Source organism: Acidimicrobiales bacterium, from assembly GCA_036378675.1.
Lineage (GTDB): Bacteria > Actinomycetota > Acidimicrobiia > Acidimicrobiales > Palsa-688 > DASUWA01.
Window position 1 is genome coordinate 31,288 of record DASUWA010000014.1, and the last position, 15,288, is coordinate 46,575.

The 15,288-nt window shown below is 61.4% G+C and carries 15 protein-coding genes and 1 tRNA gene; 15 read left to right on the forward strand and 1 reads right to left on the reverse strand.

Annotation, left to right across the window (positions count from 1 at the left end; genetic code table 11):
• Positions 1–86 precede the first annotated feature (86 nt).
• From secG to VFZ97_06000, 14 genes are all read left to right on the forward strand, one after another.
• Positions 87–317 (forward strand): preprotein translocase subunit SecG, encoded by a 231-nt coding sequence (gene secG / locus VFZ97_05935; GenBank protein HEX6392962.1) that lies wholly within the window; start codon positions 87–89, stop codon positions 315–317.
• Positions 318–416: 99 nt separating this feature from the next.
• Positions 417–2,252: an ABC transporter substrate-binding protein gene (locus tag VFZ97_05940; GenBank protein ID HEX6392963.1), complete on the forward strand. Its 1,836-nt coding sequence runs from the start codon at positions 417–419 to the stop codon at positions 2,250–2,252.
• 109 nt (positions 2,253–2,361) lie between these two features.
• Complete coding sequence (locus tag VFZ97_05945; protein HEX6392964.1) at positions 2,362–3,381, forward strand: ABC transporter ATP-binding protein; 1,020 nt, start codon at positions 2,362–2,364, stop codon at positions 3,379–3,381.
• The gene (locus VFZ97_05950) at positions 3,378–4,499 is read left to right on the forward strand and encodes a dipeptide ABC transporter ATP-binding protein (protein ID HEX6392965.1); all 1,122 of its coding nucleotides are present in this window, start codon (positions 3,378–3,380) and stop codon (positions 4,497–4,499) included. The genes VFZ97_05945 and VFZ97_05950 overlap by 4 nt, the downstream gene beginning before the upstream one ends.
• Complete coding sequence (locus VFZ97_05955; protein ID HEX6392966.1) at positions 4,496–5,461, forward strand: ABC transporter permease; 966 nt, start codon at positions 4,496–4,498, stop codon at positions 5,459–5,461. Before VFZ97_05950 ends, VFZ97_05955 begins: the two co-directional genes overlap by 4 nt.
• Before the next feature lie 9 nt (positions 5,462–5,470).
• Entirely contained in the window at positions 5,471–6,439 is a 969-nt protein-coding gene (locus VFZ97_05960) for an ABC transporter permease (GenBank protein HEX6392967.1), read from the forward strand.
• Between the two features lie 2 nt (positions 6,440–6,441).
• Positions 6,442–8,016 carry an ABC transporter substrate-binding protein gene (locus VFZ97_05965; GenBank protein ID HEX6392968.1) on the forward strand — a complete coding sequence of 525 codons (1,575 nt, stop codon included), beginning with the start codon at positions 6,442–6,444 and terminating at the stop codon, positions 8,014–8,016.
• 10 nt (positions 8,017–8,026) lie between these two features.
• The gene (locus VFZ97_05970) at positions 8,027–8,926 is read left to right on the forward strand and encodes a 1,4-dihydroxy-2-naphthoyl-CoA synthase (GenBank protein ID HEX6392969.1); all 900 of its coding nucleotides are present in this window, start codon (positions 8,027–8,029) and stop codon (positions 8,924–8,926) included.
• Positions 8,927–8,941: 15 nt separating this feature from the next.
• A complete protein-coding gene (locus VFZ97_05975) occupies positions 8,942–9,832 on the forward strand; it encodes an alpha/beta fold hydrolase (GenBank protein HEX6392970.1) in 891 nt (296 codons plus the stop codon).
• A complete protein-coding gene (locus VFZ97_05980; GenBank protein ID HEX6392971.1) occupies positions 9,829–10,440 on the forward strand; it encodes a TMEM175 family protein in 612 nt (203 codons plus the stop codon). The genes VFZ97_05975 and VFZ97_05980 overlap by 4 nt, the downstream gene beginning before the upstream one ends.
• Before the next feature lie 63 nt (positions 10,441–10,503).
• Positions 10,504–10,590, forward strand: a tRNA-Leu gene (locus tag VFZ97_05985).
• Between the two features lie 138 nt (positions 10,591–10,728).
• Positions 10,729–11,067 carry a hypothetical protein gene (locus VFZ97_05990; GenBank protein HEX6392972.1) on the forward strand — a complete coding sequence of 113 codons (339 nt, stop codon included), beginning with the start codon at positions 10,729–10,731 and terminating at the stop codon, positions 11,065–11,067.
• Positions 11,068–11,070: 3 nt separating this feature from the next.
• Complete coding sequence (locus VFZ97_05995) at positions 11,071–11,406, forward strand: hypothetical protein (protein ID HEX6392973.1); 336 nt, start codon at positions 11,071–11,073, stop codon at positions 11,404–11,406.
• Between the two features lie 3 nt (positions 11,407–11,409).
• Positions 11,410–12,834, forward strand: coding sequence for a hypothetical protein (locus VFZ97_06000; GenBank protein ID HEX6392974.1), 1,425 nt, complete (start codon positions 11,410–11,412; stop codon positions 12,832–12,834).
• 21 nt (positions 12,835–12,855) lie between these two features.
• Here the strand turns inward: VFZ97_06000 and VFZ97_06005 are convergent, their stop codons facing one another.
• The gene (locus tag VFZ97_06005; GenBank protein HEX6392975.1) at positions 12,856–14,004 is read right to left on the reverse strand and encodes a tyrosine-type recombinase/integrase; all 1,149 of its coding nucleotides are present in this window, start codon (positions 14,002–14,004) and stop codon (positions 12,856–12,858) included.
• A 651-nt stretch (positions 14,005–14,655) separates the two neighbouring features.
• Between VFZ97_06005 and VFZ97_06010 the strand changes: the two genes are divergently transcribed.
• Complete coding sequence (locus VFZ97_06010) at positions 14,656–14,868, forward strand: helix-turn-helix domain-containing protein (GenBank protein HEX6392976.1); 213 nt, start codon at positions 14,656–14,658, stop codon at positions 14,866–14,868.
• Positions 14,869–15,288: the final 420 nt, after the last annotated feature.

Below are 15,288 nucleotides of genomic sequence, written 5' to 3' on the forward strand. Positions count from 1 at the left end.
CGCAACCTGAGAGACTGTGCTGCTATGTTGCGACCGCCGCCTGAAGAGGAACAGGCGACAGTCCACGAGGAGGAGGCGCTAGCGCCTTGCTGACAGCGGTCATCGTCGTCATCCACATCGCCGTCTCCCTAATGCTGATCGGGATGGTGCTGCTGCACAGCGGCAAGGGAGGCGGGCTGTCGGAGATGTTCGGTGGCGGTCTGGGCCAGGCGGCTGCCGGGTCCACCGTTGCCGAGCGGAACCTGGACAGGGCGACGATCGCCTGTGCCGTCTGTTTCTTCTTCACGACCATCATCCTCGCCATACGCCTTCAGTAATGGTCATGGTCCGGGGGGAGTGGTCAGAGGAAGGGCAACGAGGAAAACCGGAGCACAAGCGACGGTCGAGAGACGAGGAGGGTCTCGAGAGTGCAACGTTTGAAGCAAAGGAGTCTGCAGCTTGGCGCGGGGGTTTTGTCCCTAGCCCTGCTTGCTGCAGCTTGCGGTAGTTCCGGAAGCAAGAGCTCTGGGGGACCGTCGGGTGGTACCACCGGAAATACGACCGGCTCGTGCTCCTGGGCCCCCGGGCTGCAGTTGTACGGGGGCGAGAACAACGCTGGTACGCCTAAGAGGGGCGGAACGCTTACGGCGCTCGGGCGTGCCGACGTCGACAACGCCCTCGACCTGAACATCGGCTACCTCACCTACGACTACTCCATGTACCAGCTGTACAACCGGAGCCTCTACACATTCCCGTCGGTGCACTGCCAGCAGGTCGTCCCGACCCCGGACCTCGCCACAGCCATGCCCAAGGTAAGCCCGGACGGGCTGCACGTGTCCGTCACCATCCGCAAAGGCGCGATGTGGAATACCAACCCGCCCCGGCAGGTCAGCGCGGCCGATGTGATCCTCGGTCTGAAGAGAGCCTGCAACCCGACCGACCCGTTCGGCGGCACCGTAGACTTCAGTGATTTCCTCGTCGGTTACAACGACTTCTGCGACCCCTTCGCCAAGGTGTCGTCTACCAGCGCGTCCGATCAGGCGGCTTACATCAACAGCCACCAGATCTCAGGGGTGCAGGTAGCGCCCAACGATCCGTTGACCGTCAACTTCACTCTCAGCAAGCCCGCCTCGTACTTCGCGGGCGTCATGACGCTGCCGCCCTTCAATCCCGCTCCGCAGGAGATCCTCCAGGCCGTGCCGGACAGCAACAACGTGTGGCAGTACGTGCAGTCGGACGGTCCCTACAAGATCCAGTCCTACGACCCCGGCAAGTCGATCAACTTCGTGCGTAACTCATCCTGGAGCGCGTCGACCGACCCGATCCGTAAGGCATACGTCGACCAGATCCAGATCACCGAGACCAGCACTAACGCGACCGCCTACCAGCAGGTGACCACCAACTCGCCTCAGGCGGACATCATGTGGGACACCGACGTGCCCCCGACCCAGACTCCCGGACTGATCCAGACCAAGGACCCGCGCTTCACCATGGTGAGCTCGGCCGGACCCACCTACATCGTCTGGAACACCGTCTCGCCCAACAACAACAACGCGCTCCAGAACGTCGCCGTTCGCCAGGCGCTGAACGAAGCCATCGACCGCACGCTGCTGATCCAAGATGCTGGCGGGCCTGAGATTTCTCCTCCAGCCACGCACGTCCTGACCGCACCGACGATCGGGTACACCCCCAACTTCGACCCGTACCCCTACGACCAGGCCAAGGCCAAGGCGGCGCTCGCAGCTGCCGGCGCCCCGAACTTGACTCTGAAGTTCTTGTACTACTCGACCTCCGACACGCTGTCGAAGGACTTCCAGACCCTGCAGAACAACCTCGGGGCGATCGGTGTCAAGGTCGTACCTGTCGTGATTAACCAGAGCCAGTTCTACTCCAAGTACCTCTACAAGCCCAACCAGGCGAAGACCGGCGTCTGGGACTTCGCCATTGCCGGGTGGACCCCGGACTGGTTCTCCAACGGAGCAAAGACTTACTTCTTGCCGCTGTTCACCGGGACGACGCCGACCACCAGCAACTTCGGCCTGTTCAACGATCCGAAGCTGAACACTTTGATCGACAATGCGCTGAGCGCTCCGACCGACTCGGCGTCCGCCCCCTTGTGGCACCAGGCCGATCAGGAGGTCATGGCTCAGGCCGCATGGGACCCGATCCGCATCCTGAACTACAACAAGATCCAGGGATCCCAGGTGCACAACTGCGTCGTGAGCCCGGCATGGGAAACCTGCAGCTTCGCCAACGTCTGGCTCTCTAGCTAGACCTCAGTCAACCCCTATCCGGCCCGGCGGGCAACCGCCGGGCCGGACTGACAAACCCATGAAGGAGCCAACCCTCCAGCCGGAAGCTCTCCCAGACAAGGTGTGAGGAATGGCGCTACTAGAGATCAAAGACCTTCAGGTTTCGTTCCCGACAGACGACGGGGTTGTGAAGGCTGTCCGTGGGGTGTCCTTCTCGGTTGACCAGGGCAAGACTCTCGGGATCGTGGGAGAGTCTGGGTCCGGCAAAAGCGTTTCGACGCAAACGATCATGGGCCTCACCCGAGGTGCCGAGATCAGCGGGCAGGCACTGTTCAGGGGCGCCGACCTGCTGACCATGACCCAGCACGAGCTCGAGCAGGTCCGGGGTCGGGAGATCGCGATGATCTTCCAGGATCCGCTCTCCAGCCTGCATCCGTACTACAGGGTCGGCTGGCAGATCTCCGAGATGATCCGGGCACACGACAAGGGCGTCTCGAAGAAGGTCGCTCGCGCCCGGTCGATCGATCTGCTCCGCCTGGTGGGCATACCGCGACCGGATATCAGGGTCGACGACTTTCCGCACCAGTTCTCCGGCGGCATGCGCCAGAGGGCGATGATAGCCATGGCGATGGCTCTCAACCCTGCCGTCCTCATAGCCGATGAACCAACCACAGCACTGGACGTCACCGTTCAAGCCCAAGTACTGCAGGTGATCGAACGCCTCCAGGAGGAGTTCGGCATGGCGGTGATCATCATCACCCACGACCTCGGAGTCATTGCCGAGATGGCGGACGATGTGATCGTTATGTACGCGGGTGCAGTCATGGAATCGGGCAGGCGCGACGAGATCTTCTACGAGAACCATCATCCCTACACTGAGGGTCTCCTTCGGTCTCTCCCGGCCTACGGCGACGACCGATCGCGCCTGCTCCCGATCAGCGGTCAACCCCCCAGCCTCATAACTCTGCCGACTGGTTGCAAGTTCCACCCGCGCTGCCCATACGCGTTCGACCGCTGCTTCCGCGAGGAACCCCCGCTGACGCCGGTTGGTGAATCGCCAGAACACAAATCGTCATGCTGGTTGTCGCACGATCTGGCCGAGCGGGAGCAGATAAGGCGAAGAGCCGTGGCGCCGGAGCTCGCGTCGTGACCGCGGTTGCCAACTCAGACGTTCTGCTGCGCGTCACTGATGTGGTCAAACACTTCCCTGTGCAGTCGAGCGGGCTCAGGCGGAGCCGCGAGGTGGTACACGCGGTAGACGGGGTGACCTTTGAGGTCAAGCAAGGCGAGACGGTAGGTCTAGTCGGGGAGACCGGCTCCGGAAAATCAACCCTCGCTCGTTGCGTCGCCAGGTTGTTCGACCTGACTTCCGGGCGCGTCGAGTTCGAAGGTCAGGACATCTCGAGGCTGAAACCACGGCATCTCGGCAAGGTGCGGCGTGAGATGCAGATGATCTTCCAAGATCCCTATGGCTCCTTGAACCCGAAGCGGCGGGTAGGGGCGATCATCGGCGACCCGTTCGCAATCCACGGGATCGCGAGTGGCGAGGACCGGAAGCGGAAGGTCCAGGAGCTGATGGAGCTCGTCGGGCTGAACCCCGAGCACTACAACCGTTTCCCGGCCGAGTTCTCCGGGGGCCAGCGCCAACGAATTGGTATCGCCAGGGCCCTGGCACTCAATCCGAAGCTGGTGATCTGCGACGAGCCGGTGTCGGCGCTGGACGTGTCGATACAAGCGCAGATTCTCAACCTTCTCGCCGACTTGCAGGAGCAACTGAAGCTCACCTACATCTTCATTTCTCACGATCTCTCGGTCGTTCGCCATGTCAGCGACCGGCTCATGATCATGTATCTGGGAAAAGTCGTCGAAACAGGGCCGTCGGCCGGCCTCTACATGCATCCCCGGCACCCTTACTCCAACGCCCTGCTCTCGGCCGTTCCGCTTCCAGACCCGAACTCGGTGCAACAACGGCAAAGGATTGTTCTGGTTGGCGACGTCCCCTCACCAATCAACCCCCCGAGTGGCTGCCGATTCCATCCGCGCTGCCCCAAGGCCCAGCCCAAATGTGTCACAGAAGACCCGCTGTTGGAGCCTCGCCTGCGCGACGGTCCTGACCACAAGGCCGCGTGCCATTTCTCTGTCGCCGACGGCGAGAACCTCGAAGAGGCTCGGCCCAACCTCGCCCCGGACCAACGCGTCATCGAGCCTGAGCCGGTTGTGGAGGGACTCGAAGCGGTCGAGGGAGTAGGGGAAAGGACGATGCCATGACCCTGCCGGGCGCGCTCACCCCGGAGGTGAGCGAGGTACCGCTTGACGCCGGTGGTGAGCTTTCCCCTGAAGTGGCAGCCAAAATCGAAGGCAGGAGCACGTGGCAGCTCGCGTGGCGCCGCCTCCGCAAGGATCGGGCCGCGGTTATTTCAGCAGTCGTGATTGTCCTGATCGGTTTGATGGCCATCTTTGCGCCCGTGTTCGCCACCATCACCGGTCACGGAGTGAATCAACAGTTCCGGACCACGGGGCTGAACGGTTTCGGGCAACCGGTCGCGCCGAACAGCGCGTTCTGGTTGGGAACCGACGATCTCGGAAGGGACATTCTCGTCCGGATCGCGTACGGCGCCCGCGTATCCCTGTTGGTCGGCGTCGTCGCGACGCTTCTTACGGTCGCCATCGGTGCGGTGATGGGCTTGATCGCCGGATACTTCAGCGGGATCCCCGACTCGATCATCGCCAGGCTGATAGACCTCGTGCTCTCCCTGCCGTTCCTGCTGTTTGCCATATCACTCGTGTCGGTCAGCCACCCGGGCCTGTCGATTGTGATCATCGTGATCGCGGTGTTCGGTTGGGCGGCGGTAGCCAGGATCGTCCGGGGGCAGGTGCTGTCGATCAGGGAGAAGGAATACATAGAGGCTGCTAGGTCCCTCGGGGCCAGCTCCTGGCGAATTATGTTCGTGGACGTCCTGCCGAACGTGCTGACCCAGCTGATCGTCTACGCCACGCTCCTGATACCGGTCACGATCGTCCTCGAGGCGACCCTGTCCTTCCTCGGACTCGGCATACCCCCTCCGACGGCCGACTGGGGACAGATGATCGCCGAGTCAGAGAGCGTCTACCAGCAGGCCTGGTGGTTCCTGGTGTTTCCCGGGCTCGCACTGCTCGCAACGACGATTGCGTTCAACATCCTCGGCGACGGGGTTCGTGACGCGCTCGATCCTCGCCTCGAGCGGCTGTAGGGAGCTCCGATGGCCAGGTTCCTCATTCGCCGTATTGGGCTCGGGATCATTGTCATGTGGATGGTGACTGTCCTGGTATTCGGCATCTTCTTCATCGGAGGGAACGGGCAGGACGTCGCACGAAGGCTTGCAGGCCGTAACGCAAGCCCGCAGACGCTCCAGAACATCACCCATCGACTCCACCTCGACCAACCGCTGATCAACCAGTACTGGAACTTCCTCGATCAGCTGGTATGGCACCACAACCTGGGTTACTCCTACTACCACGGGCAACCGGTTTCGACGGTGATCAAGGAGGCCTTCCCGATAACTTTGTCGCTCGCCCTCGGGGCGGCCGTCATCTGGCTGACCCTAGGGATCGTCTCCGGAGTGGTTTCGGCGGTCCGAAGGGGTTCGATACTCGACCGTAGCCTCACGTTCATTGCCCTCTTCTTCTATTCGATGCCGACCTTCGTGCTCGGCCTCCTCCTTCTGTTCCTCGTCTACTACCAGCTGGCAAAACGGGGTATTCGTTGGTTCCCAGGCTCGGGTTATGTCCCGCTGACCGAGGATCCATTGAAATGGCTCCAGAGCCTGATCTTGCCGTGGCTCACGCTCGCGCTTGTGTCCGCCGCGACGTATACGCGACTAACCCGCGGGTCGCTCCTCGAGGTGCTCAGCGAGGATTACATCAGGACCGCCCGGTCCAAGGGTCTGCGAGAGAGACGGGTGATCTTTCGCCACGGTCTCCGATCGGCTCTCACCCCGGTTACCAGCCAGTTCGGTATTGATCTGGGAACCCTCGTGGGTGGTGCGATCGTGACGGAAACAGTCTTCGGGCTGCCCGGGCTGGGTTACACCGCGGTCAAGTCGATCACCAATCAGGACCTCCCGGTGATCATTGGGATCGTTATCGTCGCGAGCGCCGCCGTGATCATCGCCAACATACTGGTCGACATGGCGTACGCCGTCCTCGATCCGCGAGTTCGACTTCACTAGCCTTGCCGGGGCGCACCGGACGGTCCGTCGCGGCCGCGCTCATCGCTGTCGGTCTGGCCTCCTGCTCGACCTCTCATCACGGCCGGAGTTCTCCGGCTCCTCGCCCCGCTTCAGGAGAGCCAGGGTTACCCACGACAGAGCTCAGCTTCGCGTTCAACAGCGCCCCGCCCGCCAACTGGAATCCACTAGCTGCCGGCGGCACCGGCGATGGGTTGACCGCCGTCGCCGATCAGGTCCTGCCCTCAGTGTTCACGTTTGGGCCTTCGTTCAACCCGATCTTGAACATTGTCCTGATGGAGTCGGTAAACGAGACTTCGGCGTCTCCGCAGACCCTCGTGTACAAAATCAACCCCAAGGCGGTGTGGGCTGACGGCGTCCCAATAACCGGGGCGGACTTCGTGTACAACTGGCAGGCACAAGCAGGCAAGGGAACGGACGTTGGTGGCCGGCCGTTCAGCCCGGCAACTCAGTCCGGCTACAGCCTCGTGCAGTCGGTCACCGTTTCGCCGGCGTCGCCAGACGAGGTGACTGTCGTCTTTTCCAGTCCGTATCCGGACTGGCCCGTGTTGTTCCGTCACATGGTCCCAGCTCACGAGGCCGAGAAGATCGGTTTCAACTCCGGATTCACCGACCCGGTCAACGACTTGATCTCTGGCGGCCCCTATACGGTCGTAGGTTTTGACCGTTCTGGCTTTCTCCGGCTTGCCCGCAACCCTTCATACTGGGGACCGCCTGCCTCGACGCTCGAACTCGACTTCCGGTTCGTTCCGGACATCCAGCAGCTGGTCTCGGCTCTCGTACTCGGCCAGATCGGGTGCGCCGACATACCGGCGACCGAGGCTGCCATCTCACCCCTCCGGTCCGCAAAGAACTTGAACGTGATGGTCGCACCTGGACCGCTTTACCTCGACCTGGAGTTCCAGCAAGGTGCGGGACTGCTGCAGGCCTCGACGCTCCGGTCTGCAGTGACGGCAGCCATCTCGAGGCCAGCCGTGATCACGACAGCAATTGGGGCGATTGCGCCAACAGACCCGCCTGTCGCTAACCGTTTCCTGGTTCCAGGAGAGACCGGGTACGCGCCGCACGGGCCACCTTCGGCGGCGCCGCTCTCCCACCCTTCTGGAGCTTTGTCGCTGAGTGTTGACCCTGCCGATCCAGTGGCGTCAGCCGCCGCACAGTCGATCGTCCAACAGCTTGACGCGGCGGGGTTCTCCGTCAGCGTCACCGGGCTGTCTGGTCATTGGGACCTGGCGCTTCGGGTGCGAGCCTTGTCCCCGTTCCCGGGTGACCTACTGCAGACGTACGTCACCGGCAGCTCGTCCAACGCAACCGGGGTGTCGGACGCCGCATTCGACTCGTTGGTCGCTGCCGGCACAACCGCGCAGGACGGTCAGCGGTTCGCACTAGTGAATCAGGCCGACCAGGAGGCGTGGGCCGATTACGCCGATCTGCCGATCGTCGCGTTGCCTCAGGCGGTCGTTTGCCAGCCGGATGTCACAGGGGTCTCCCCAAATGCCGCCCCGGATGGACCTGCATACGACGCGACCGGTTGGGGTCTCGCCGCCGGGACCCCATAGTCTCCAGCTCATGGTCTCCGAGATCTTCGATTCGTCGGCGTGGCAAAACGTTGAAGGCTTTGATTTCACCGACATCACCTACCACCGGGCGGTCGATCGAGGCACCGTAAGGGTTGCATTTGACCGACCGGACGTGCGGAACGCGTTCCGTCCCCACACCGTCGATGAGCTTTACCGGGCGCTCGACCACGCCCGGCAAACCCCAGACGTCGGGTGCATCCTGCTGACCGGTAACGGGCCCTCACCGCGTGACGGTGTCTGGGCATTCTGCTCCGGTGGAGACCAGAGGATCCGAGGTCGCGACGGATACCAGTATGCAAGTGGAGACGATCAGAGGAGTGTTGACCCGGCTCGGACCGGCCGGCTTCACATCCTTGAGGTGCAGCGCCTCATTCGGTTCATGCCGAAGGTTGTCATTTGTGTCGTCCCCGGTTGGGCCGCCGGGGGTGGGCATAGCCTTCACGTCGTATGCGACCTCACCATCGCCAGCTTCGAACACGCTCGTTTCAAGCAGACCGACACCGACGTTGCAAGCTTCGACGGGGGGTTCGGATCGGCGTACCTGGCCCGGCAGGTCGGACAGAAGTTCGCGAGGGAGATCTTTTTCCTGGGCCGCACGTACACGGCTGAGGAGATGCACGCGATGGGTGCGGTCAACGCGGTTGTTCCACACGTCGAGCTGGAATCCACCGCGCTTCAATGGGCTAGAGAGGTGAACAGCAAGAGTCCAACGGCTCAGCGTATGGTGAAGTTCGCGTTCAACCTTGTGGATGACGGTCTTGTCGGGCAGCAGATATTCGCCGGCGAGGCGACCCGTCTGGCCTATGCCACGGATGAGGCCGTCGAAGGGCGTGATGCATTCCTGGAGAAAAGGCCGCCCGACTGGTCTAGGTTTCCCTGGCATTACTAGAGGTCGGAGCTGCGTATGCCGCATTTGCAGATCCTGGATGGGCGCCGAATCCACTACGAAGCCTCAACTCGGTCCGCCGGCGCCAATACAACGGCCCTTGTGTTCCACCACGGACAGCCTGGCGCAGCGGTTTTGTGGGAACCGATGGTTGAGCATGCGGCTCGATACGGTTGGGGACTGGTCACGTTGTCCCGACCGGGATATGCCTCGTCCGACAGAATGCCGGGACGCATGGTTGCCGACGTCGCTTCGGATGTCGGCGCTGTTCTCGATCACCTGGGCTACCGGAGATTCGTGACGGCGGGATGGTCAGGAGGAGGCCCGCACGCCTTGGCATGCAGCGCTTTGCTTGACACCCGGTGTGCCGCCGCCGCAACCATCGCAGGAGTGGCCCCCTACGAGGGTGTGGACGACCTCGATTGGACGGCCGGGATGGGGCCCGAGAACGTGGAGGAGTTCCAGGCGCTGATCGCTGGGGATCCTGGTCTGGAAGGGAGGGTAGGGGAGCTGATGTCCTCCTTGCGGCACATCCAACCGTCGCAGCTCGTGGATGCCTTAGGGGGCCTGTTGTCGCCCCCTGACAAACAAGCCCTGGTAGGTGACGTGGCTGAGTTCTTAGCTGCCTGGATGCGTCTGGCAGCTTCGAGCGGATCAGCGGGTTACTGGGACGACGACGTGGCGTTCATCCGATATTGGGGATTCGATCTCGGTGACATAGCCATTCCAGTAACGGTCTGGCGGGCCGGTCAGGACCTGATGGTTCCGCCCGCGCACGGTGAGTGGCTTGCGGCGCACATACCCGGATCCACCGCTCGGTTCGAGCCGGACGAGGGCCACATCTCGTTGTTTTCCCAGCGATTCGGAGAGATCGTCGACCAACTCGCCGCTGACGCGGGAGTCTCATGACCGCACCTACTTCTGAACGTCGGCGGGAGGTCGGTCGTGTGGAGGCGTTCAGTGACGGCGTCATGGCCGTGATCATCACAATCACCGCGTTCGGAATAGCGGTACCGGCAGGTCCGAGGCTGAGCGATCTGAACAAAGACCTTTCACACGTCCTCGTGTACGTGCTCAGTTTCATCTATATCGGGATCTATTGGAACAACCATCACCATCTGTTCAGGGTCACCGATCGGCTGAATGGTGCGGTGATGTGGGCGAACCTTCACCTTCTATTTTGGCTTTCGCTCGTTCCCGTACTCACTGGCTGGGTCGCCAAGTACTACCGGGCTCATCTTCCTGCATCGATATACGGATGCAGCTTTGCGGGAGCCGCCGTGGCGTACGGCATCTTGGTGAGAACCATCGTTCGGGCGAACGGGCCCGATTCCACCGTCGCTCGCGGACTAGGTTCCGACTTCAAGGGCAACATCTCGATCGTGATGTATTTGCTAGCAATCGGCCTGGCATGGGTCTCGCCGTGGATCTCGTACGGGCTGTATGTGGGCGTTGCGGTTATCTGGTTTGTCCCCGACCGGCGCTTCAGCAGGCAGCCGGAACCCTTCGAGCCGTAGGCGAGGCCAGCGGGTTCTTACTCCCACTATGATCTACGCCTTGCCATCTTCGGGTGGCGCCACGTCGGAGTGGCGGAATAGGCAGACGCGCTAGCTTGAGGGGCTAGTGCCCGCAAGGGCGTGGGGGTTCAAGTCCCCCCTCCGACACCAGCGCTGACCAGCCAAAACGCACGATAAGAGTTCGGAGCGACAAGGCCGGCGAGGTGCCTTGTCAACGGATTGTCAACGGGGCAGGTGGAGATGAGACGCATTCCAGTATCCGAACCTCTGGGTAGGCGGTGACCCAGCATGACCTTGGCGGCCGTATCCGATTTCAAGCCGACCGATGCTCTGGTCGCGCTTCTGACGGTCGAGTCGCTAGTGTTCGCTGTACTCGGAATCGCGATCGCGCTCGTCATCCCGACGGATCGCAATCGCGACTTCTTCATCTCGAAGAAGTGGGTGCTTGTGGTTATCAACGGCGTCCTGGCCGTGGTAGCCGTGGGCGCGGTGTTCGCCTGGGCGGAGTTGTTCGGACCCGACTTCCCGCGACAGTTTGCTCAGCGTGTGGTCGCGTGTGTTCTGATTTTGGCCATCACGCTGCAGCCAGCGGTCGCGATACTTCTCAGCTCAGGCGTTTGGGACTGAGCCGTGCGCATTCCAAGCGAGCTTCAAGGAACCGCAAAGAAGTATGCCCTGAAGAAATGGGTGGACTCCAACAAGTTCCCCTGCGAGAAGGTCTTCCAGTGCATTGATGGCGTCCAGCCCATTTTGCGGCAACTACGTCCTGAGGGCGACAACGACGAATTAACAGATGCGGAGATAGCAGGAGCTACTGCCAAGCTGATGCTGGCAGTCGGCTCGATCACCCAGCACGTATTGAGTGGGCAGGCAACGCCCGAGTCCACGGAGGAGTGGGAGCTGGTTTATCTAACTGTGGCTTACTATGCCATGGCCCGACAGGAGCGGGAGCGGAAAAATGGGTGAAGCATGAGTCCGAAGCGCGAGACAAAAAGGGTGATCCATTCAGAACTGATCGAGGATGTGATCCAACAGCTGAATGACTACATCGCTGCCATGGTGCCGGAGGTACGGCGAGAGCACGAGAGGCTCGCAAAGAACATCGTATTTCGGACATTGCCTGATGCTGACCACATAGACGCCGGCTTAGATGGCTTTCTCCGCGCTGCACTGGAGGATGAGATCGTTCCTGCAGTCCCGGTGGAAAGGGTCGACGAGCAGCCCCGAATCATGGAATACGAGCTCCGTCAGGAGGTCATTAAGAAGGCGCTGGTTGGCCTGAAATTACCTGCACTCCGCGAGATTGCTCGACAGAGCGGCATCCCCCAGAGCGGTGGTAGTGAAGATCTAGCCACACGCATAGCTCGGTATTACAAGTGGAATGACGAGGAAATCGCTCGGCTCGTACTCGAAACCGAGAGTGAACCCGTCCCCGAACGCGGTTGGATCGACCGGTTGTTCGCGATGGAGGGGCCTCCGGATCTCCAACTCACCGCCGAGCGGCTGGGGTATGTCATTGGCCGCTATATCCGTATTGGTGTTGCGAGATGGTTTGTGTTCGAGCGGATCATCGGTGAACCTAGCGATGGCCAGCTGGAACTCGTTGGGACAGTGCGGGCTTATCAGGCAGTAGTCGATGAAGAGGTGGTTGAGCACCCCCATCTTCGACCCAACCAGCAATCTGATCGCCAGGTATCAGTCGTGCTCACTGAAGGTCTAAGTGTCGTAAGGGTCGTCAGGGCTCCGGCGTCAGATAGTCGAGCGGCGATGGTCGCGCTGCGGATGGTTACGGGTTGGTCGCAGCTTGGTTATGTGCCAGTCCGTATTGGGGTTCTGTCAGATGAAACCCGCCAGCGATTCGAATCCAGCAGCCTCATCATGCTTGACCTGATAACGACCCGCTTCCGTTCGGCGGGAATAGCACGTCTCAACTTGACAATGGCGCGGTTTAGCATTGGTCAGACTCAGAGCCGAGATGCAGCTGAACCTGATGAGGAGAGCGACCGTCCGCGCCTGAAGGCTGTCCGTTTTGAGGGCGACTATCTGTTGGACTCCATTGAAGCCTGTCGCCTCATTGCTGTCGAACGCCGAGCGCTGGTGGACATTTCGGCCACAGCCGTTTCAGAGCCACGTCCGGACGGAGAGGTCGGTGTGTATCCCATCCGAGTAGCGCTCGAGCGAGACCACATCGTTGTATTCACTGGTTTCACGGCCCATGGGCCTCTCACTGCGCCTGCTGTTCACCGACAACTGTGGTCTGCCGCTGTCCAGGAAATGCAAGAGGGTATTGCAAACCCTGAGGCCTTGGAAACACTGCTCGAGAAGATCTCAACCAGGGCCAAGAGTGAGATACCACCTGAACATGCCGACATCATGAACCCTGAGGCCCCGTAGGGACCGCGCCGACAAAGGGACCTAGGTGGCGGCTAGGAGCCCCGTCAGTCGTTCGCCGGCAGCATCTGTTTGCCCCGGCATGAGGTGTTGGTAGACGACCTGGGTGATGATGGGGGAGGAGTGGCCGAGGATCTCGGCGACCACCTTTGGTGACTCACCCGCCGCCAACATCAGCGATGCCGCGGTGTGGCGTAGGTCGTGTAGTCGGATCGGGCGAAGGCCCGTCGTCCTGGCTAGTCGGGTGAAGTTTCGGGAGATCAATTCTGGCCGGTACGGCTGACCGAGTTGGTCGACAAATACGTATCCGGTGTCCGTCCATGCCTCGCCGGCGACGTGCCGTTCCAGGTCGACGATCTGACGGTGCCGCCGCAACTCGGCCACCAACACGGCATCGAGCTTGACGGCCCTTCGTCCGGCGTCCGTCTTTGGGGTCGACGCGGTCGCCTTTGACTTCACGACGACCCGGGTTTCGATGATCCGGATGACGCCGGCATCGAGATCCACCGCCGACCATTTGAGCCCGGCGAGCTCGCCGCGGCGTAGGCCCCTACCGAGGAGCAGCCACCAAGCGGCCCGCATCCTGTCCGTCTCGACCGATGCCAGGAACCTGCGGGCTTCGCCAACGATCCATGCGCCGGTGGCCGCTGGCGACCCGCTGGCGCGGGGTCGCCTGAACCCGACCAGCGGGTCGCGGCCAACAAGTCCGGTCTCGAGGGCCCACCGCGTGGCTGCCTTGAGAACCTGGACGGCGAGCTGTACCGAACGAGACGAGAGCGCACCCCGGTTAAGTCGGCTCCCATCGTCGGTTTTCAAGGTTTCGACGAGCCGCTGACCACTAGCCGGCGTTAACTGGTCGAGCTTGAGTTTCCCGACATGTGGGAGAAGCCAGCCGTCTATAACGTTGCCGTACATCGCGGTCGTATTCTCTCTCAGCCCCTCGGACCGCTTGGCGGCAAGCCATTCCGCCAGAAGCTGCTCCACTGTCATCTTTTTGTCGGGTTTCCACTCACCGCGCTCGACCTTGTCGATGATCCCGTTCAGGTGGCGTTGTGCGTCGTTCTTGGTTCGGAAGCCCCCTTTTGAGTGTTGTCGGCGCTTACCGGTGGCCGGGTCGGTCGTGAACCAGTAGGCGGTCCATGTGTTGCCGCGCTTGATCGTGCTGCCCTTCATCGTGTTAGCCTCCTCGACCTGGGAAGGAGCCCATTGGTTCGGGCTTTCATGATTCGCTTGCCTGCTGTTGATTTTGAGATCCCGAAATAGTCGGCAACTGCTTGGGTCACTGACTCCCCTGCTTGGTACGCCGATACATAGACGGTGGCGAGAATCTCTAACTCCTGGGCGCTCGTGGCCACACCCCGGTGAGCACCTGACTTCTCCAACGCGGCCAAAAGATGATCGACCTCGGGGAGGGCAGGTCTATTGTTCGGAACCATCTTCGTGATGCCCGCAGCTACCTGCCTGGCTCTTTGATGCAAAGAACCGATGGGCAGCCGTCGCAGCACCTCGGCTGACACGGGAGCCGAGTCTGGATCGGGAGACGTGACTGTTACGGAGAGGGGCTCGAGACGTATGCCGTCCTGCGACCAGATGGTCTCAACAAGCCATTGCACTCCCAAAAACTCCGGCCACTGGCGGGAGCGAGGCTTGCCATCCACTTCATCAACCACCACTCGAGAGGAAGGGCCATCGAAGAACGCTTCGGGTGTGCGCCGCGCCTTGGCCAAATTCCTGGACCGTCAGCTATTAGGAATGTGCATGTATGGCATATACCCTTGAGCATAGTCCATACTTCTCTCGTCCGTCTATTGAGGAGATGTTTTGATGTCGATTAGGACGCCGATCAGGCTGGACCCCGACATCCGGCCGACCGTCAACGTCGATGAGGCGGCGGTTGCGCTTGGGGTAGCCAAGACGACCCTGTACGGCGCAATTCATGATGGCTCCCTCCCGTTCATCCGGGTGAGGGGCCGGATCCGTATTCCAACTGCAGCATTGCGCCGGATGCTTCAACTCGATCCGCCGTCAGCCGGTTGAATGAGCCTCACCTACAACGCGGAGGAAATGGCAAAGCTGCTCGCTACGTCCACTTGGGCGGTGTACGAGCATTGCCGGCGAGGGGACTTTCCATTTGAACCGATCCGGGTGGGACGTCTTCTGAGGTGGCCGAAATCCGCTGTCAATCGAGCTCTCGGTATCGACCTTGACTCAGCTTCGGAAGCGGGCGACAGAGATATGCACAACGGAATGGACTCATGACCGTACCGGCCGGCGGCCGAAGCTAGCGGCTGTATTCGCACTCGACGCCACGATCGCGAACCCTAAGCAGCCACTGCCTCGGCCCTGTATGGACAAGCTTGGTCACTCCCTGCTCGAGGCACGCCGGAGGTATCCATAGCCCTCTGGTTAGCAGCTTGGAAGCGAGCGCACTTGTACTCCTTGACGCACCCATTGATC